Source organism: Clostridium manihotivorum (assembly GCF_004015185.1).
In the GTDB taxonomy this organism is placed as follows: Bacteria; Bacillota; Clostridia; order Clostridiales; family Clostridiaceae; genus Clostridium_AR; species Clostridium_AR manihotivorum.
Window position 1 is genome coordinate 5280302 of the sequence record NZ_CP025746.1, and the last position, 19582, is coordinate 5299883.

The following is a 19582-nucleotide window of genomic DNA, read 5'->3' on the forward strand; positions in this document are numbered from 1 at the left end:
TCGCTAGGTTTGTTTAAGTGCGTTTAAAATTCAAAAATATCCACAAAATTGATTTGATATTTCAATTTTGTGGATATTTCTTTCTTTAAGCCGAAAAGGAGCATCGCTCCTGATTAAAAATTAATCATTTCGCGACACTCCCTTTATTTACTACCTCTGTTCCTTTATTAAACCTTTCCTATAGGCATCAAGAAGCCACTCCAAATCTTGTATTTGAACCTTTAGCTCCTCTCCTATATCAGTATCTCCAACTCTCTTTCTATCAACTTCCTGTTCTAACACTGTTGTAGTTGATAGAATATCCTTTTCTTCTTCAATGGCCTTTTGGGTTGACTCAAAGGGTTCATGAGATACTAATAAAAGTCCATAAGAATTATATATTAAAGTGTATCCTGCTATCCCTGTCTCTGGTTGATAAGCCCTGGAGAAGCCTCCATCTATAACCAGTAGCTTGCCATTTGCCTTTATTGGACTCTCGCCTTTTTTTATCTTAACAGGTACGTGACCATTAATTATATGAGATATCATTGGATCTAATCCAAACTCTTCAAAGATCATGTTGCAAGCTTTTTCATCATCTTCTAATTCAAAGTAATAATTTTTCTTCTCAATATGCGATTCTTTATTTTCTATAAAATATCTTTCAAAGGTAGTCATCCTATCTTTACCGAAAAGTGGTGAATCAGCACCATTCCATAAGTACCAGATTATATCCATGCCATAGAGCTTAGCCTCAGGATTATTCTTATAAAAATATCCCTCTCTAACTAAAATCTCTAATCTGTCTAAGTAAGCTTTTCCGCTGTACTCTCTACCAGAAGCTCCTATGCTTACCTTTCTAAAGCTTCCATCTTCATTAAGTGGAATACACCCATGAAATAACAAGTTAGAATTGTACTTTAAATACATACTCCCCTTTGCAAAAAGAAAGCCAACATGATTCTGAAGCTTTTCACTATTTAGAAAGGAAGATTTAAGCTTTTCCATAAGTTCTAGCTCTTCAGTAGTTAATTCATATGGATTATCAGGATTAATAGTTGGAAAATTACAGTCCCTTAGCTTATATACTTTATCATCTATATTAATAGTGCCTTCCTCATAATCTATCTTCTCTAATATTAATCTGTCGTCCATTCTGAAGTAAGGTCGTCTTTTAATTATCTCTCCTTCAAGCTTAAACTGTATCACTGTTATGGCTTTATGCATCTTAGCTATAAGTTCTGCATCCTTCTCACTGCAAGCTCTTTCATTGTCAACCTTAGGTTTAAAGATTTCACATTTGTCTTCACTGTAAAACTCCATAGCAAAGGTAGCTAGTGGAAGAAGATTTATTCCGTATCCATCTTCTATAGTACTCAAATTTCCATATCTGGCACTAGTCCTAAGTACTGTTGCAATACAAGCTTCGCTGCCTGATGCCGCCCCCATCCAAACTATGTCGTGATTTCCCCACTGAATATCTATAGAGTGATAATTTATAAGCGTATCCATAATGATATCAGGACCTGGCCTCTATCAAATATATCTCCTATAATATGAAGTCTATCTATTACAAGCCTTTGAATCAATTTTGAAAGCGCGACTATAAACTCTTTGGCTCTTCCAACTCTAATGATAGTCTTTACTATTTCCTCATAATATTTCTCTTTATCTAGTCTATCTGGCTGCTCATGAAGAAGTTCTTCTATGATATATGCAAAGTCCACTGGCAGTGCTTTTCTTACCTTGGAGCGAGTGTATTTTGAAGATGCATATCTGCACATATCAATAAGTCTATATAAAGTTATCTTATACCAATCTTCAATGTTCTGCTGACCTTTAAGCTCCAGCTCTATTTTTTGTTCTGGATAATATATTAGGGTTGCAAGGCTTTTTCTTTCCTTTTGACTTAGTATATTCTTAAAAATATCATCAACCTTACGCTTTATAACTCCAGAAGCATTATTTAATACATGTATAAAAGGTTCATACTCTCCATGAATATCTGATAAAAAATGCTCCGTTCCTTTTGGAAGGTTTAAAATAGCTTGTAGGTTAATAATCTCAGTACAAGCATCCGCTATAGTTGGGTAATTATTAGATAGGAGTTTTAGATATTTCAGTTTATCCTGAAATTCTTGACTTGAATCCTCTTCAATATATGGCATTACACACCCTCCTAAAATCATCGACTAATTTTAATCTTAAATTAGCAGTTGTAAATGTTTCCTCTAATATAAAGTATAATATATATTAACTAAAGCATCAATTTTGTATATTTTTTAACGAAAAGGATAAAAAATTCACTGAAGCGATGTTCTCAATGGCATTAAGTTAAGAGAATTCAAGAAGCTATTACATAAAGTGATAGCTTCTTTTTTCAGAGTTAGCTGTAAATGTTCAACCGAAATGAAGAAAATAATTTTAAAAATTGCATGCAAATAAAGCAGGCATATATCCCGCTAAAAAAAACTATTAAATTAATCATTATTATGCTACTCTATACATGAAGCTTACGGATGTTTTTTCAGACATATTTCTAGGTCGCGAACGACCAGGTCGAATCGGTGTTATGTGCCTAGCAATCAAAGCTTCTATATTAGGTGGAGTAACTTTACCAAGGAAAAACTGTCGGCATATATGCGCTGCAACAGAAAAGTTGACTTTGTAGTCGTATTTCCTGTTCCTTTTCTTTATGATTACGTGTTGGGTAATTATTTCAGAAAAGTTGTACATAATTAGCCTTGCATATATTTCCTGAAGTATGTACTCCACCTTTTTTGAATGAAAATGTAGCAATCCAATAGTATATTTCAAATCACGGAATGATGTTTCAATTCCCCAACGCTTGAAATAGAGTTCTTTTAGTGTTTGAGGTGAAAATTTCGTTCTATCTAGGTTTGTAACAACAACCTCATAAGTATCATCAGTAATTTTAAATCGTACAATCCGAAACGGTAGTTTGTACATTACTGTAGGATCACTTTTTCTATTTGTCTCTGGGAGATAGTCAAATGTCTTATTTTTCCCAATTAGTCTATAATGGTTTTTATCCTTAAGCAATTCTTTCACTTTATTAGTTTGTTTTCTAGTAAGGTTTAAATCAATATCAACATCAAATTCATCAGCAGATGGAAGTTCAAATCCATGTAAAATACCTGATGCATGACCATGAAAATCTTTTATTCTTATTAGAATTTCCATCCTTTTTGTTGAATGTGTGCCATATTGTTATAAGATTCATACCCTCGATCCGCAAGGATAATTGCTGGAGTTTTAATAGTAGATCTGTCTACCATGTCTGTTAATGCCTTACATTCATTGGAAAGCTTTCTTCTCAGCACAATTACGTCCTCGTAGGTATGTTGATTAAGATCGTATAATGCATTTAAATGCAAAAGGTTGTACGGTTTCCTAGAGTCTTTAAATTCATATAAGGAATCCAAATCGTTTTTATTTGTTGGAATATGTATGTCAGATCCATCGACAGCCAAAAGGCGATAGCCTTTAAATAGATAATCAGTTGTTGTTTTGTTAACGAAGTTATGAAATAATTTTCAAATGCCGTAGTCAAGATCTTTGCCCTTTGTTGAACAAAGGCCGCCGATGTAGCTGTGTCAATAGAGCATCCCCATTGATTTAAAAGCTCATTACTTAAAGTATTTCCTTCCATTCTAGCAAAGAAAAAATTATTTTATCAAAGGGAAGTTTTCGATTTCTAAGGAAATCCTTGTCGGGATTCTAATATTCTCTTTAGGATTATCATGAAGCTCTTGAATAAGTTCAAATAAAGTGGATCTCAATTCTTGTGACTTAGTATTCATATGTATTCTCCTCGTAATTGAAATTTCTCTCTAATTACAAGGGCCGCTTTCACTACCTTTAAAACAATTGGTAGTGAAAGCGGCCACATATTTTTGAAATGCTGTCAAGTGATAATTAAAAAAAATAAAAAAGACCCACAGCACATATTTGTGATGCAAGCCTTTCCTTAACTTAATGACATTGAGCGATCTTCTTCAGTGAATTTTTGCTCATCTGATCTTTCTACACATATGTAAAGAAATTCTGTCAGATTAATATCTTTAATTTTAATCAATGCATTACAGTTCCAAAATTCTTATTTTCCTACTCAACAAGTACCTTAACAACAGCTTTCTTTACTTTTTCTGATTTCTCAAAGCATATAGAAGGCATATGTCCATCTTGTGTATTGAAAATAACAAACATTCCTGCTTCTACTGATACAAAATCTCCATCTGCTGTACCAAACATAACATCTTTTTCTTCATCATACTGAGAAGTAATATTTATATTATCTACATTAGTATAGCCCATCTTTTCTGAGCCATTTATCATATATTGAATGTCTATATACTTCTTGTGAGCTTCCCATAATGCACCTTCTGCTGATTTAGTATCATATTCTGAAACCATTACATAAATCTTATCATCTTCGATTTGATATTTTCCTGGGTCTAATTCAGCTAAATCTGTATTTTTCAAATAATCCAGTGCTTTTCTTATTCTTTCTTCCAATCCATAATAATCATATCCATTATCTAATTTATCAATAATCATTTATATTCACCTCTTAAATTGTTTATTAACTTATAGGGAACCTTTATGAAAACTTAATTTATACATGTTCGATAATCCCGGCTTCTTGGGATCATCGGGCATGCATAAATTAATAGTTTAAGTTGGATACCTAATATACTCTTTTATGCTGTTAACAAATTAATTATAAAGGAAGCTTAGGTTTAAAAATATGCTATTCTTGCTATTAAAATTGCAAAAGTTGCACAGTTAATTATCTAAAAATCTCACTTTACATTTTTCTTCTAGATAAAAGCTTCTAATTCAATGAAATTTAATAATTAAAAAGTTAAAAAGGCTGTTCCAAGTTAATATATCTGGGAGCAGCCTTTTTATTTATAACCTACAACCTAATTTTAAACTCATTTAAGCATCTAATTATACCTTTTTCTGTAGTATCAAACTTTATTCCATACTCTGCAATCTTGCTGGTATCAAGTCTTATATCTCTAGGACTATCACTATATTTCTCTGTATCCGCTTGTAGAAGTTCATCCATTCTGTAATCAAGTCCAAGCTGCTTTATTATAAATTTTACAACTTCATATCTGCTTAAATCGTTTTGACTTCCTACATGATAAGTGTCGTAAGGTATCTCAAATATTTTATCAAATTGTTCTATTAGTTCGTATACATAGGTCATTCCTCTAAACTCATTTGTAGGAGCCTTTATTCTTTCTCCTTTCATTATAGCGGTCATTGTGTCCCATAGAATATTAGAAGCCATATTGAAGCCTCTTTGTGGAAGTCCAAACTGCCAGGTAAATCTTAAAATCCACACTTCTTCTAAAATATCCTTTATTAGCTTTTCAGCTTCAAGCTTATTCTCACCGTATATAGTGTTAGGCACTGGTATGTTTTCTTCACTAAAGGGTCCTCTGTTAGAATTGCCGTTAAAAACTTGTTCTGAGCTTATAAATACCATCTTTGCTCCTATGTCTTTACAAGCCTTAGCTACATTAACAGCTCCTTGAACATTTATCTTATAAGCTATTTCAGGATTCTTATCACAAAAGTCTGTAACTGCAATAGCTGCAGCGTGAATCACATAATCAGGTTTAATTTCTTGAAAAGCTCTCAACACCTCTTCTTCATTTACTATATCTAAATCCTCTTTATCAGTTATAATAACCTTGTATCTTTCACTATAATAGTCCGCTAACCTTGTTCCAAAAAATCCATTTTCACCGGTTAATAAAATCTTTTCCATATTTATTTCCTCCATTCTTATTGCTACTGTACACTTTATTCAGTGCTTATATTTAGAGTACGTTTAAGAATATTGTTTAAATTAAGTGGTTATGAAGGAGATGCTATATGAGCGAGCTGCTAGTATATTTAGCTACCTCCCACCAACAAAGACAGTTAGCCCTTGTTGCTCCATTTTTTGCTTTATAGCCTCTACTTCTTCACCTGTTGGAGCTTTTATTTCTAACAAGCTGTACTCTTTTTCGAGATACTCATACTTCTTACTTCCATACTGATGAAATGGAAGTATATGAACTTCTTTCAATCCTAATTCCTTAACAAATGCTATAATTTCAGCTATATTTTTTTCCTCCATAGTATATCCAGGAATTAATGGTATCCTAGGTATTACCTTATTATTATTATTTTCTACCAAAGCCTTTATATTTTTCTTTATTAGATCTGTATCTGCACCTAGTGCTTTCTTTGCTTTATCTCTATCCATTATTTTAAGATCAAATAGAATCAAGTCTAAAAATTCAGCTAGTTCCAATAATCCTTTAGTATTTCCAAAACCTGAGGTTTCAATAGCTGTATTTATTGAAAGTTCTTTCAATCCCTTAAGTAATTCCAATGCAAATTCATGTTGCGCTAGCACCTCACCGCCTGACAAGGTAACTCCACCGTCAGAGGTATCATAAAAAATAATATCTTTTTTTACCTCCTTCAAAACTTCTTCCACCGTATACTCTTTGCCTATATATTCTAAGGCACCTGTGGGACATTTTTCTGGTTTCATATTGCACTTATCAAAGCTGTCACTATTACATTTCATGCACAGATTAGGCTTTTTCATTATATCCATATCAAAGCTTTGAGATTCAGGATTACAACACCAAGGACATTTAAGTGGGCAGCCTTTAAAGAAAACTACTGTTCTTATACCTCCACCATCGTGAAGACTATACCTTTGCATATTAAATATTATAGCCTTTTTCAAAGTAACCACTCCTTGTATAATCTAGTTGTAACATTTGATAGAAAACTATTTATCTTTCTAACGAACATTACACTTCTTATTATTTTTAATATTCTTATTTATTACTTTGCCTACGCCCCGATAGGGATTATGCATTTCATATCTTAAATAGTTTTTTATTTAAATTCCAAAAGGAATCTAACCAAATTTAATATAGTTTAGTATAATACTCCTGAATAGAAGATAGATGTACCCCTCCTGGGAGGTCTTTTAGAACCTATACCCGTAAATTAGCGTATCGTTCCATCAGGTAGAATTCTATGTTTAGCTGGTTGGGTTTCCATTCTGGAATTACCCGTGTCACAAACAAGGTTATAAGCTATCTGATAGAGTGGAAGTTCTATTCTATCTCTAAAATTTAATTAAAAGGAGATATATACAATGTCTAAATTTTTTTATAGTCCTGTAGTAGGAATTGATGTTTCAGCTGATTTTTCATATGTTGCGATACTCGCTCCGAATGGTGATATCCATAAGAAACCCTTTAAGATAAAACATGACCTCAATGGTTTCGACCACTTAGTTAATGAAATAAAAAAAGTGGAAGAAGAGTTTAACATGAAAACGGCAATTTTCATGGAGTCCACTGGTGTGTACCACTTATCTCTTTTCCACTATCTTAATAATAATTTTGATAACACATTTGTTATCAATCCACTCGTTACTAAGTCTAACAAAAATGGAGACATAAGAAAAGTGAAAAATGATAAAAAAGACTCTTTATCTATTGCAACAATAGGAAAATTTCAAAATATTAAGCTATCTCAAAGCTTGATCTTGATGTTTTCCTTCTGAAAAATCTTGTAAGAGAATATTATAAACTTACAGATACTTGCTCTACTTTTAAGAAAAAATTATCTGCTGATTTAAGAGTTATTTTTCCTGGATATAATACTATATTTTCAAATTCTAACTCTAAAAGTTCACTTGAGCTTTTAAGTCAATATCCAACGCCACAATCAATTTTAGATGCACCTAAGGAAGATATAATTACAATTTTCCTTACCAACTCTAAAAAAGGCATTGCATGGGCCGAAAATATATATTCTAAATTGACTAATGCTGCTAAAGAAGCTAAAATCATTGGCTTACCGTTAGACGGTTTAGCCGTCAAAATAGATAGTACTATAACTTTAATAAAGACTATTGAATCAGAAATAAATACTATATTAGAGCAAATTAATACGTTTATAAATTCTGAAACATTTCCTAATTCAATTAGAGATAATATTAACTTAATTGATTCAATTCCAGGTATAGGACGCTTAACAGCTATTACCTTAATAGCTGAAATAGGTGATATTGATGGCTTTCTTAAACCAAAACACCTTGTTGCTTTCTTTGGTATTGATAGTTCAGTTAATGAGTCAGGTAACTTTAAGGGCGATAATAAAAAATTTCAAAAAGAGGAACTCGTTTCGGTCGAAGAGCATTATATGCTGTTGCATTAGCATCTATTCGTAACAATCGTAATGGAATTCCTATAAACAAAGTTCTATTAGACTATTATCAAATAAATATGAAAGGTAAAAAGCCTAAAATCGCCTTAATAGCTATAATGCATAAGATTATAAATTATATTTTTGCTGTTCTCCGAAATCAAACTCCGTTTGAGCAAAGAGATCCTAAAATACATAAACAAATGTTTTTAGAAAATAATTCTTTAAACAAGGTCGCTTAACTATATTCCAATTTTTGTAACCGTTCGTGTTTTAAAACGGTTTGTTTGCTATACCCTTTTTTTCGAAAAATATTTTTTTATAAATTTACTTGACTATTATTAGCTGGTCTATAATACATGCTCTGTTCTATTTATGATGTCGTTTTGGATACCAGTATCAAGCTCAACAAATATTGCGCTATAGCCTGCTACTCTCACCACTAAACTTTGATATTTTTCAGGGTGATTTTGTGCATCTCTTAAAGTCTCAGCTGAAACCACATTAAACTGAACATGCTGTATTTTCAATCTGCTAAAAGCCTGTATATATGCTACTAATTTTCTTAAGCCTTCCTGTCCCTCTAAAACTCCAGGAGAAAACTTAACATTTAGTAAACTTCCATTAGAGGTTAGATAATTGTCAAGCTTACTTACGCTCTTAAGACTTGCTGTTGGTCCATTTCTATCTCTTCCTACCATAGGAGATAATCCCCCATCTGCCAGCTGCTCTTTTGCTTTCCTTCCATCCGGTGTTGCTCCCACTGCCTCTCCTAAAGGAATATGAGCTGAAACTGTATATGAACCTGGTTGGAACCTTCCGCCTCTTATATTGTTATATTTTTCAACCTCTTGGCAGTAATAGGAAAGTACTTCTGAACCTAAGTAGTCTACCTCGTCTATATCATTGCCGTATTTATAATATTTGTTTATAATCCTTTGTCTTAGAGGCTCGTTTCCTTCCCAGTTACTATCCAATATATCTATAAGTTCTTCTAAAGTCATTTCCTTATCATCAAAAATCAGTTTCTTAATTGTATATAAGGAATCACTTAGATTTGGTCCTCCAATTCCTTGAACACCTGAGAAGTTGTATACCGATCCACCTTCGGTTATATCTTTACCGCTTTCTAAGCAGCCACATATGAAATTTGATAAAAATGGAGTTGGTGCACATTCTCTATGTGCTCTATCCACTATATTTGAGCCATCAATCATATCCTTCACATATTTTGATATATTATGTTTAACTGCAGAAATTAAATCCTCAAAGCTATCAAAGCCTTTTCTATTCTCTTTTAAAGTGACCTCCATTGTCTTCAATAAGTTAAATAACGCTATATCATGAAGTCCATAAGTCTTCTTAGGAATAGACAGCTCAACACAACCTACCACTGCATAGTCCCTTGCATCTTTTAAGCTTACTGCTCTGTTAACATAAGCCAATATATTTACCTCATCATTAAACACCTGGGGCATTCCTATCCCTATTCTTATTGCTTCCGCAGCCTTCATAAGAAAATCTCTTGGAGATTTTTCTCCTACACGAATACTTAGATTAGGTAGTGGAAGTCTTATATCCTCCATAATCTCTAACATAAGATAGGATAGCTCATTTGTTGCATCATTACCGCTTTCATCTAGTCCACCAAGAACTATGGTATATCCTATAGGAAAACCAGCAAAATACCTAGCACTTTCTGTACTCCTTAAAGCAACTATGGTGTTAAACTTTATATAAAGCGCTCTAAGTACTTCTTTTAATAATTCTTTATCTTCTCCTGCTTCAATGGACTTTTTATAGTACTTATACATATATTGATCAAATCTACCTGGGGAAATAGAGCTAGCATTGGATTCGTGCTGAAATACAACACTTATATACCAAAATAATTGCACCGCTTCATAAAAATTATCAGGCTTTTCAAAAGATATTTTCCTTGCTATTCTTGCTATCTCTTTAAGCTCAAGCTTTCTTTCTAGGTTAATTTCTTCTCTTGCCATGATTTCAGCCATGGCTTCATGACGAAGTATATAGTCCATAGTTGAAGTTAAAACAATAAATGATGCCTTATAAAAATCATTTTTTGGGCAACTCTTAACCTTATCTTCAATCTGTCTGATCATATATCCTAAACCTTTTTCTAATACAACTTCATAATTTGGGATTATATGTCCTTGACCTTTATCAGTCTGATTTAACGCCACTATTTTTGTTTCTGTTGCTTTCTTTATATTTTGAGGAATATGCTCTTCACAGTAATCCTTTAAGGATTTTCCTTGCCAATAAGGAAACAATTCTGTTTTGAAGTACTCCTTGTCTTCTTTGCTTATTTCAAATTTATCCTGAGCTCTAGTTGGGAACTCTTCTAATTCATCCAGTATCCAGTAAGGCGACATTTCAGGGGATATTACTCCTGCCCTTGGCTTAACAGTCCTATCTCCAACAATAAGCTCACCTTTTTTTATCTCTATCTCTACATTATCTAAAATATGAGCTAAAGCCTTTGCTCTTCTTATTATTACAGGCTCACCCTCTGTTTCTTTATAACTCTCAGTATAAAGTTTTGCTCTTTCAAGGGAAACTTGTCGCTTTTCTCTAAAAAGCTCATCCTTTAAAAATTGAATTCTCTCACTAAGCATTTAATCCTCCCCTAAAACATTCCCTTTATTATTACTTATTATTGTTAGTTATTGTTTAGTATTATTATAAGCTATAAAAATATGATTTTCAATAATATTTAATATGAATTAATACATAAAATCGATAACTAATTACTTTTTATGTTCAGAAAAACTTTAAGGAATGTAAGTCTTCCAGTTTACCACATATAAGCTTGTTATTCTCACTGTTTACATTTAAGTAGCCTATTAACAGCAATACTACTTAATTGCTTATATATACAGCTCTTATAGCACTATACTTTAACTAAGGAATACTATATAATTTACATAAAAAACGTAATTTACGGAGGATATTTATGAGTACTAAAGAAAAGGTTTTAAATTCCACATTATACTCAATTAAATTTAAACTAATTCTTGCTGTGGTAATAGTACAAATTCTAAGTTCGAGGATAGGACAGGCAATTAATATAGGTATTGCTAACAGTAGACAAGCTTTAGAAGGATTCGGGGTAGATACAAGAGTTTTTGATGGAACTATAGGTGTATTAGTCTCTTCTTTATTGAGCATTGTTGTTACTGTTTTTATAATAGTCTTCATCTACGACAGGTTGGTTCTAAAAAGATTAAAGAAAGTACTAGCCTTTACAGAAAAACTAGGCAATGGTGATTTATCTGAAGAGCTGAAGTTTACTGGCAAGGATGAAATAACTAGACTTGGCAATTCCTTAAATAAAGCTAATTCCAATATAAAATCCTTGATATCTGATATAACTAAGATTTCAAATACTATAAATACCTCAAGTTATGAATTGTTAGCATCTACTGAAAGTTCTGCTCATAGCATAGACAGTATTAATTCAACCTCCGCAGTACTTTCTGATGAAGCTTTAGGATTGATGAATGCTACTGAAAAAGCAAATTTATCTCTTCAAGAAATACTTAAGACTACTAACTTCCTTTTAGATAAGGTCAAGGAAGCCTTCAATGCCTCTAAGGAAATGGACAGTAGAGCTTCAGAGATGAAGCAAAAAGTTTCTTATTCTCTCGAACATGCAAGTATAACTTATAAAGAAAAACAAGAAAAGATTCTAAAGGCTATAGAAGCAGGTAAAATTGTTGAGGAAATAAAAGTGATGTCTGATACCATAAAAGAAATATCTGATCAAACTAACTTACTTGCATTAAATGCTTCAATTGAAGCTTCAAGAGCTGGAGAACAGGGTAGAGGCTTCGGAGTTGTTGCTGAGGAAATAAAAAAGCTAGCTGAGCAATCTACTGATGCTATTTCTAACATCGAGGAGTTAGTTTCTCAGGTAAGAGAAGTATTTAGCAATCTTTCTATTAGCTCACAAGATGTATTACACTATCTAAACACTAATGTTAAAGATGATTATGTGTTACTACTTCAGACCGGTGATCAATATGAAAATGATGCTAAGCTTATAAATCAAATATCTTCAGAGTTGACCTCATCTGCAAAAATGATGAATTCTTCTATTGATAAAATAAGTAAGGTTATTGATGTGGTTGTTGATATGTCAGAAAAGACTTCTCAATCCACAAAGGAAATTAATCAAAGTCTTTCTAAGATCAACACTATCATGGAGGAAGCTAATAGCTCCATAGAGCACCAAGTAGACCTGTCAAACAGTTTAGAGAAATCAACCAATAGATTCACTTTATAATACGACAATAAAACTTCGATTTACTATGTAAGTTGAAGTTTTTTATTCTTTAAGAAATCATGTTTTAGATAAAGCTATATTAAATATGTGTAGACAGCCTAAATGTAGAGATCGAAGAAAGAGTAGAAATTATGTTACAATATAATCAATGAAAACAATGGAGGTGCATTCTTTTGGAAGATAGACAATCTTGGGATAATTATTTTATGGATATTGCAGAAAAAGTAGCCACACGTTCTACTTGTGATAGAGCTAATGTTGGATGTGTTATAGTAAATAAGGATAAGCGTATTTGTTCTACAGGATATAATGCCTCTTTATCAGGTCACCCTCATTGCAATGATGTTGGTCATACTATGAGAGATGGACACTGTATAGCTACAGTACATGCTGAAGTAAACGCCATAACTTATTGTGCTAAAGAAGGTATTGCGCTAAAGGATTGTGTAGCTTACGTAACACATTTTCCATGCTTAAACTGCTCATTTGCCCTAGCGGCTTCTGGAATCAAAAAAATTTACTACAGAAATGCTTATCGAATGGATGAATATTCATTAGAGATATTTAAAAGAAGTGGCATTGAGCTTGAGCAAGTATAAAGATTTCACTTGAGTATCTTTCTTTACTCTATTAAGGATTTAAATACTCAAATATTGTCAATATTATTACTATAGGGTTCCAACTTCAACTATTAAGTTATACATGTGGCAAAAATCCTCAGAAACCACGATTTTCGAACATGCATAACTTAAGTTTTCGTAATGGAACCCTATACATGGCTATTAAAATAATAAATTAATATAGATCTTATAAAACTTAATCCTAACCCTTGAACTCACTAGGTTTATGTGCCAAAAACTTTACATTTTCTTTTACGGTAAAAAAGTGCTATACTGGTTGTCGTACTAAAAATATGAAAGAGGTGTTTCTTATAAATACTAATTACAAAAATTTTCAAAATGAATATGACGTAAATGGAGATATGGCTACAATTTCCCTATTAAAAAAGAACGGGGAAAAAGTTTCAGCTATTATAGATACTTCAGATATAGATAAAGTTAAGCAGTGCGGTGCTTGGTTTGCTGAATGGAATAAAGATCTTAACAGCTATGTAGTTGAAAATATAAGCTCTACAAAAAGAAATAAACAAGGAAAACCATTAAAGCAAAGCTTACAAAGTATTGTCTTAGATGTTAATCCTAAGGCTCCTATAAAACATAAAAATGGAGATACATTAGATAATAGAAAAGCAAATCTTGAAATAGTTGAAAGAAATCTAAAAAATGATTACGAAATAGTTGATGAAAGCACAGTTGCTATACTACTAAAGGACAAATATGGTAAAGTAGTTTCAAAGGCTCTTATTTCTAAAGAGGATTTGAGCAACGTAGTAACTGACACTTATAGCTGGGTTTTACATAAGACTAACGATGATCTTTCAGTTATAGCAAACACTCCAAGCGGAAGAATTCACTTAGACAAACTAATCATGAATCCTTCTGAAGAGGAGAAGGTACATCATATCAACTTAAACCCATTGGACAATAGAAGAAATAATTTAGAGAATGTAAAGTTATAGTATAAGAAATGAAAAGACTCACTAAAGCACCTTTCTTTAGCGAGTCTTTTCTTCATAAAAATTCACTATATCTTGCTACTACCTCTTAATCTTTAATCAAACTTTCCATTAATAAACCTTATATTCTTATAGATTATATAATTAGCACAAATAAAAACTTAAACTCTAGATTTTCATTTAATTGCTTGTACTTATTTTCATATTTACAAGAGTCGTTAAGCCATCTGGAGTTGTTATAACTAAATTTAAATCACTTGTTTTTGTTATTGGTGGGTAATATAGTTGAAAACTTCCATCTTGAAGCTTTTTACCTGAAAGCTGAGATACAGTCTCCCCATTGTTGTTTGATAGCTTTGAGTTAATATTAAAATCACTACCTTGAATTTTTCCTTCTATGACAGTATATGTGCTTGAAAAAGTAGCTTTAGAAACTTCTAATGTTATTTTGCCATCAGAATAGTTACTGCTAGAATTATAACTTTTAGGCAATGTAGGTATGACATTAAACTCAATATTCCAAGGTCCATCAATATGATTTATCTTAGATATATTCAATTTAAGCTTTGTTTCTTTTGATGGAGAACCATTAAACTCCATGGTAGTTTCATAGTGATTTTGATTTTTTATAAGCTCTCCTTGTCCATAATGACTCACTTCATACTTTTTTCCGGTGGAGTCAACCAAATACACTCCTTCTAGTTTAAGGTTTTTAAAGTCTATTCTATCACCGTCTATTTTTATACTTAAAACAGTTCTTATCCCGTCTGCAACAACACCTTTCAAAGATACTGTTACCTTTCCAGCTTCTACGGATTTATCAACAAGCTGTGACTTATTATTTACTTGTGCCTTTAATACACCTTCATCAGCAAATACAGACTTAAATATAGGTAAAAATGTTTTTGAAAAAACCGTTGAAGTACTAGCTATAATAACAATTAGAAGTATTGAAGCAAAGGTAAGATTTCTTTTTCTATAAGTATTTTTTCTTTTCTTGCTCATTTCAATGGTTTTATCAATGGAATTTAAATAGGAAGGAACTACTACATCTTTCTCTAGATCTTTTATAGTATTTATAATGTACTCATCAGTTATTTTACTCATTATATATACCTCCCTTCAGCATATCCTTAAGTTTATTTATTCCTCTATGTAATTGGGATTTAATAGTACCTTCTGGAATACTCAAAATATCAGATATCTGTTCTATTGTTAAATCATTAAAATAGCGTAACATTATAACCACTCTGTATTTGTAAGGTAACCTTAATATAGCAGCTTTTATTGTTATTGAATCAAGCAAATAATTTTCAAAATTAAAGTTTTCTCCTATAATTGTTTCAGTAAACACATCTTTAAACCTTAGAAATTTTAATCTTTTACATCTATTTACTAATATTTTTAGTATCCACGGCTCAAAACTCTCTTTATCCCTCAATTTATTAAAGCCTTTAATTGCTGCAATAAGAGTATCTTGTACTGCATCTTCAGCATCATGAGAGTTTTTTAGCATAAATAAAGCTGTTATATATAGCTTCTTATTGCACTTCAAGTACATAGGCATAAATTCTTTATAATAATCAATTGATTCGTAATCTATGCTATTATTCAAAATCAAAAAATCACCTCTCTTAATAATACATATATAGATATAGATAAAATATATAGTAGTTTCGTTGCATTAATATAGAAAATTTTACACTTTTCTTTACAGTAAAAAAAAGATGCTTCAACAGATGTTTTATTTATCATCTTGAAGCAATCAAGTGTTTACTGAAATCAATATTCATGGGGATTAATTAATATACATAAGATACTATCAAATGTTAGCTGATACTTCTAGCCTTCTAATTCCTTTAATATATTATCAGCAACTTCTTGGGTTACTGATAGCTCCTGGAGCAAAATATTATTAGGATTAGTAGTCAACGGGTACTCCTTAAGCCAGTAGTTTCCTCCAATACATTTACCTATAACTATTGGTTCATCTGGACTTTCATCATAAACTTCTTCTAAATCATTATACTTAGTCAGTACAACTATCCTTCTGCATGGCTCATCAAAAGAATCATATATATTGAAAAAACTATTATATGTATCGAAACTCTTAACCGAGGTAACTATTCTTATTTTTAGACCTGTCTTCTTAGCTAGTTCTTCTATTTTTATATTATTCATTGAATCAAATCCCTTTCTAATATGTATTGTTTAATTACAATAACTCATATAAATATATGTTAGTTTTAAAACCTTCTTCTATTTTAGCACATACACTAAGATTCATTAATTATAATTTGTTTTTTAGATAATTTTAGTATAGTATTGAAATGAAAAGTTTATATATGAAAGCTTTATTTACAAATTATATATTTTATTAGACTGCTGTAAGATAAGATTTATATTCAAAGCAGTACATAACTTGAGGAGGTTTGAAAATGGAAATTACTAAAGTTTTAGAAAACGTATATAAGTTCAATCATTCTATACCTAATGTAGCTATAAACTTCAATCAATATTTAGTTTTAGGTAAGCAAACTTTGCTGGCTCATACCGGTAATGTTATTATTGCAAAAAATTTAATACCAGAGTTAAAGAAGCTACTAGGTGGTAAATCACTAAATTACATATTTGTCTCCCACTTTGAAAGTGACGAATGTGGAGGAATAAACTTGATAACAGAAGCCTTTCCTGAAGCTGAAGTTATTTGCTCAAATACTACTGAAATGCAATTTAAAGGATTTGGCTTTAGCACAAAGACTTTAGTTAAGAAACCGGAAGAAGTTCTTGAAGTAGAAGATTTAACTTTAAAGTTTATTAAATACCCTTCAGAAATGCACTTATGGGAAGGTATCTTAGCTATAGATACCTCAAGAAATATGTTATTTAGCAGTGATTTGTTTATCCATTGGGATACCATTAAAGAGCAAGAGATAAGTTCTAATATTGAAGCAGAAATCAATAATGTAACCTTGCAGCAAGTACCATCACCTGAAGCTTTGGAAGAGATAAAGACTACACTTTCAGCTTTAGATATTAAGTATATAGCTTGTGGTCACGGGCCATTTATAACTTTATAAAATTAAATCTAAAAGGATGTCAGAGATAGCAAGTATCCTAACATCCTTATTTTTAATCAATCTCCTCATACTAGGCAGATTATTAAATTATACTATCATATCTATACATATACTATTATCTAACAAAATACTCCTCTCATAACTAAGGATAATATTTAAATAGATTTTCAACATAAAATGCTCTTTTACAGATACTGTCTAATATTTTTAAGAATAACTTCGTATGCATTAGGCCACATATGAATTCCCGTTACATAAAATCTACTAAAATCTAATGTTTAGAGATTTATTCCTTATTCAACGCAACCTGTTTTGTCATAAGACTACTCCAGTTTGATATGTTGCTCCAAAGGCTTAAAATCCTGCGTAACGCACAGTACATATCAGCACTATCTTGTTAGTGATATTATGCTGATTTTTTATACCTTGAAAGATTTATTGAAGCATTTTTGTCCCTATCCATCTGAGCATTACATGATGGACAAACAAAAACTCTGTCTTTAAGTTTTAAATCTTTCTTTATTGCGCCACAACAAGAACAAGTTTTGCTTGAAGGATAAAACCTATCTGCTTTTACAAATTCAATGCCATTAAATTTACTCTTATATTCTAAGATACTAATAAACTTATGGAAACATTGTTCTTGTATAGCCTTTGATAAGTGTTTATTTTTAAGCATACCCTTTACATTTAAATCTTCAACAACTATTCTGCTTGGCTTGGTTTTCACTATTGCAGTTGTTGTTTGATGAATATGATTTAAACGTATATTTGAAAGCCTTCTTTGAATAAGTTTTAATTCTCTTTCGATTTTTTTTAATATTATTAGTTTTAGTAAATTTATAACGGTTTTCACCTTCCTTTCCTATTCGAATTTTTCCATCTTCATATTTTCTTGAAACTTGTTTCTGCTTTCTTTTTAACTTCTTTTTTAGTCTTTTCACTTCTTTAGCTTTGTTAATATTTTTAAATGGTTTATCTATATTTGAAACTATTGCTAAATCTTTTAATCCTAAATCCACACCTATTGATATATCTGTATTTTCTGATATAGTTTCTTCTTTTTCTATGCCTATAGATATATACCAGAACTTACCGTCAAAACTTATTCTTGGATTAATATATTTAATATCTGTAGGTATTTGCTCTACTGTTTTAATCCAACCTACTTTTTCAATTAATACTAAATTTTCTTTAACTTTTAGTTTATCTGTATCATTATAGAATGAAGGTTTGCTTTTTCTTCTGCTCTTAAATCTTGGTTTATCAGCTAACCCTTTAAAGAAATTTTTATAAGCATTACAACCATCTTTTACAGCCTGTTTTGCTACATTATTAGATACTTCATTAAGCCAGTTAAGTTCTGATTTCTTTAAAATAGTTAATTCTTTTCTTAAATCTCCATCTTTTATAAACTTGCCACCATTTTTGTGATTTTCTTCTTGTCTTGCAAGTGTCCAATTATAAATATATCTTGCAGTACCAACAGACTGCCATAATTTTTGTTCTTGCTCTATATTCGGAATAATTCTAACTTTCTTCGCCAGTATCATTCTCTAACAGCTCCTTAATCATTTCCTTTGCTTTATTGGCTCTTTTGCCTTGCAACCTACAACTAAAAACTGTAACAATTTGAATTAAATCCTCAACTAATTCCTGTTCTTCTGTTTTTTCAGTGTTATCTATGATCTCGATATCAGTCCCATACTTATTACATAGATTTTCTATTATTTCAAACCCAAATCTCAGCAACCTATATTTATATAGAATCACTATCTTTTCAACTTCTGAATTGGTTATCATATCCACCAATTGATTTAATCCTTTTTTATCGTAATTTATTCCACTTCCTATATCAGTAATAACATCAAATAAGTACCCTTTAGCAATCATGTATGTTTTAACATTTTCAACTTGTCTTGCTAAATCATCTTTTTGTTTATTACTTGATACTCTACAATATCCAATTACTTTTTTAGTTCTCTTAACAAGTGGCACTTGTAAAACTTGATTAATTTGTTGTTCAGAATAATAACTGTGTCCACCTTCTGTTATATGATGTGGTTTTAACTTTCCTTCATTATCCCACAATCTTAAAGTTTGAATACTTTTTCCCACTAATTTTGAGAATTGACCAATTGTATAATACTTCATGCTATAACATCTTTACACATATTATGACAACATAAAACTAACAATATTCCAATATATTTTAGTGGGTTTTAGTAGGTGTTTTAAAACTGTTGTATGCCTCTTTAATTTTGTTTTTTTCTCATCTTCCATAAAACCTGCAAATACATAATCTATCGCTTTTTTTACTTCTGGCATTTCCATAATTTCTTTTAATTCCATTTTACCATCCCCCATTTT

Annotated in this window: 16 protein-coding genes and 3 pseudogenes; 5 read left to right on the top strand and 14 right to left on the bottom strand. The window is 31.2% G+C overall.

Features of this window, described 5'->3' with window-relative positions; all coding sequences use genetic code 11:
* Positions 1-150 precede the first annotated feature (150 nt).
* The 7 genes and pseudogenes from C1I91_RS23620 to C1I91_RS23640 all read right to left on the bottom strand — a co-directional run bounded on the left by C1I91_RS23620 (position 151) and on the right by C1I91_RS23640 (position 6766).
* Positions 151-2147 (bottom strand): annotated as a pseudogene (locus C1I91_RS23620) (fructose-1,6-bisphosphatase).
* A gap of 322 nt (positions 2148-2469) precedes the next feature.
* On the bottom strand, positions 2470-3183 hold the full coding sequence (locus tag C1I91_RS29230) for a transposase (RefSeq protein WP_238475875.1): 714 nt from the start codon (positions 3181-3183) through the stop codon (positions 2470-2472).
* Positions 3171-3473, bottom strand: coding sequence for a transposase (locus C1I91_RS29235; protein ID WP_238475876.1), 303 nt, complete (start codon positions 3471-3473; stop codon positions 3171-3173). Before C1I91_RS29235 ends, C1I91_RS29230 begins: the two co-directional genes overlap by 13 nt.
* Positions 3474-3668: 195 nt before the next feature.
* Positions 3669-3803: a hypothetical protein gene (locus C1I91_RS29490; protein ID WP_275051636.1), complete on the bottom strand. Its 135-nt coding sequence runs from the start codon at positions 3801-3803 to the stop codon at positions 3669-3671.
* A 304-nt stretch (positions 3804-4107) separates the two neighbouring features.
* Entirely contained in the window at positions 4108-4560 is a 453-nt protein-coding gene (locus C1I91_RS23630) for a NanQ anomerase/TabA/YiaL family protein (RefSeq protein ID WP_128215109.1), read from the bottom strand.
* Between the two features lie 361 nt (positions 4561-4921).
* A complete protein-coding gene (locus tag C1I91_RS23635) occupies positions 4922-5788 on the bottom strand; it encodes an SDR family oxidoreductase (RefSeq protein WP_128215110.1) in 867 nt (288 codons plus the stop codon).
* A gap of 132 nt (positions 5789-5920) precedes the next feature.
* Entirely contained in the window at positions 5921-6766 is an 846-nt protein-coding gene (locus C1I91_RS23640; protein WP_128215111.1) for a [formate-C-acetyltransferase]-activating enzyme, read from the bottom strand.
* 420 nt (positions 6767-7186) lie between these two features.
* Here C1I91_RS23640 and C1I91_RS23645 point away from each other — a divergent pair.
* Positions 7187-8486: pseudogene (locus C1I91_RS23645) on the top strand (IS110 family RNA-guided transposase).
* 108 nt (positions 8487-8594) lie between these two features.
* On the opposite strand, the gene C1I91_RS23650 reads toward C1I91_RS23645, so the two are convergent.
* Entirely contained in the window at positions 8595-10886 is a 2292-nt protein-coding gene (locus C1I91_RS23650) for a formate C-acetyltransferase (protein WP_128215112.1), read from the bottom strand.
* 338 nt (positions 10887-11224) lie between these two features.
* Here C1I91_RS23650 and C1I91_RS23655 point away from each other — a divergent pair, with 338 nt between their 5' ends.
* The 3 genes from C1I91_RS23655 (at position 11225) to C1I91_RS23665 (ending at position 14135) form a co-directional block, all read left to right on the top strand.
* Complete coding sequence (locus C1I91_RS23655; RefSeq protein ID WP_128215113.1) at positions 11225-12556, top strand: methyl-accepting chemotaxis protein; 1332 nt, start codon at positions 11225-11227, stop codon at positions 12554-12556.
* A gap of 173 nt (positions 12557-12729) precedes the next feature.
* Positions 12730-13155 (top strand): deoxycytidylate deaminase, encoded by a 426-nt coding sequence (locus C1I91_RS23660; RefSeq protein ID WP_128215114.1) that lies wholly within the window; start codon positions 12730-12732, stop codon positions 13153-13155.
* A 383-nt stretch (positions 13156-13538) separates the two neighbouring features.
* Positions 13539-14135 carry a hypothetical protein gene (locus tag C1I91_RS23665; protein WP_164880712.1) on the top strand — a complete coding sequence of 199 codons (597 nt, stop codon included), beginning with the start codon at positions 13539-13541 and terminating at the stop codon, positions 14133-14135.
* 177 nt (positions 14136-14312) lie between these two features.
* On the opposite strand, the gene C1I91_RS23670 is transcribed toward C1I91_RS23665, so the two are convergent.
* The 3 genes from C1I91_RS23670 to C1I91_RS23680 form a co-directional block, all read right to left on the bottom strand.
* Positions 14313-15239 carry a DUF4179 domain-containing protein gene (locus C1I91_RS23670; RefSeq protein WP_128215116.1) on the bottom strand — a complete coding sequence of 309 codons (927 nt, stop codon included), beginning with the start codon at positions 15237-15239 and terminating at the stop codon, positions 14313-14315.
* Entirely contained in the window at positions 15232-15753 is a 522-nt protein-coding gene (locus C1I91_RS23675; RefSeq protein WP_128215117.1) for an RNA polymerase sigma factor, read from the bottom strand. The genes C1I91_RS23670 and C1I91_RS23675 overlap by 8 nt, the downstream gene beginning before the upstream one ends.
* A gap of 221 nt (positions 15754-15974) precedes the next feature.
* Positions 15975-16313, bottom strand: a complete 339-nt coding sequence (locus C1I91_RS23680; protein WP_128215118.1) for a hypothetical protein — start codon at positions 16311-16313, stop codon at positions 15975-15977.
* A gap of 257 nt (positions 16314-16570) precedes the next feature.
* Here C1I91_RS23680 and C1I91_RS23685 point away from each other — a divergent pair, with 257 nt between their 5' ends.
* Positions 16571-17212 carry an oxygen-binding di-iron domain-containing protein gene (locus tag C1I91_RS23685; RefSeq protein ID WP_128215119.1) on the top strand — a complete coding sequence of 214 codons (642 nt, stop codon included), beginning with the start codon at positions 16571-16573 and terminating at the stop codon, positions 17210-17212.
* A gap of 406 nt (positions 17213-17618) precedes the next feature.
* Here C1I91_RS23685 and C1I91_RS23690 read toward each other — a convergent pair.
* The 3 genes and pseudogenes from C1I91_RS23690 to C1I91_RS28405 all read right to left on the bottom strand — a co-directional run bounded on the left by C1I91_RS23690 (position 17619) and on the right by C1I91_RS28405 (position 19564).
* A pseudogene (locus C1I91_RS23690) lies at positions 17619-18765 on the bottom strand (RNA-guided endonuclease InsQ/TnpB family protein).
* A complete protein-coding gene (locus tag C1I91_RS23695) occupies positions 18743-19366 on the bottom strand; it encodes an IS607 family transposase (protein ID WP_128215120.1) in 624 nt (207 codons plus the stop codon). The pseudogene C1I91_RS23690 and the gene C1I91_RS23695 overlap by 23 nt, the downstream one beginning before the upstream one ends.
* Before the next feature lie 21 nt (positions 19367-19387).
* On the bottom strand, positions 19388-19564 hold the full coding sequence (locus C1I91_RS28405) for a hypothetical protein (RefSeq protein ID WP_164880637.1): 177 nt from the start codon (positions 19562-19564) through the stop codon (positions 19388-19390).
* Between the last annotated feature and the right edge of the window lie 18 nt (positions 19565-19582).

What these genes read in the sequence shown, in the direction of transcription:
- C1I91_RS23630 (WP_128215109.1), bottom strand. Translation starts at nt 4,560, where the DNA reads ATGATTATTGATAAATTAGATAATGGATATGATTATTATGGATTGGAA.
- C1I91_RS23685 (WP_128215119.1), top strand. Translation starts at nt 16,571, where the DNA reads ATGGAAATTACTAAAGTTTTAGAAAACGTATATAAGTTCAATCATTCT.
- C1I91_RS23655 (WP_128215113.1), top strand. Translation starts at nt 11,225, where the DNA reads ATGAGTACTAAAGAAAAGGTTTTAAATTCCACATTATACTCAATTAAA.
- C1I91_RS29230 (WP_238475875.1), bottom strand. Translation starts at nt 3,183, where the DNA reads ATGGAAATTCTAATAAGAATAAAAGATTTTCATGGTCATGCATCAGGT.
- C1I91_RS23665 (WP_164880712.1), top strand. Translation starts at nt 13,539, where the DNA reads ATGGCTACAATTTCCCTATTAAAAAAGAACGGGGAAAAAGTTTCAGCT.
- C1I91_RS23695 (WP_128215120.1), bottom strand. Translation starts at nt 19,366, where the DNA reads ATGAAGTATTATACAATTGGTCAATTCTCAAAATTAGTGGGAAAAAGT.
- C1I91_RS23670 (WP_128215116.1), bottom strand. Translation starts at nt 15,239, where the DNA reads ATGAGTAAAATAACTGATGAGTACATTATAAATACTATAAAAGATCTA.
- C1I91_RS23650 (WP_128215112.1), bottom strand. Translation starts at nt 10,886, where the DNA reads ATGCTTAGTGAGAGAATTCAATTTTTAAAGGATGAGCTTTTTAGAGAA.
- C1I91_RS29490 (WP_275051636.1), bottom strand. Translation starts at nt 3,803, where the DNA reads ATGAATACTAAGTCACAAGAATTGAGATCCACTTTATTTGAACTTATT.
- C1I91_RS28405 (WP_164880637.1), bottom strand. Translation starts at nt 19,564, where the DNA reads ATGGAATTAAAAGAAATTATGGAAATGCCAGAAGTAAAAAAAGCGATA.
- C1I91_RS23680 (WP_128215118.1), bottom strand. Translation starts at nt 16,313, where the DNA reads ATGAATAATATAAAAATAGAAGAACTAGCTAAGAAGACAGGTCTAAAA.
- C1I91_RS23635 (WP_128215110.1), bottom strand. Translation starts at nt 5,788, where the DNA reads ATGGAAAAGATTTTATTAACCGGTGAAAATGGATTTTTTGGAACAAGG.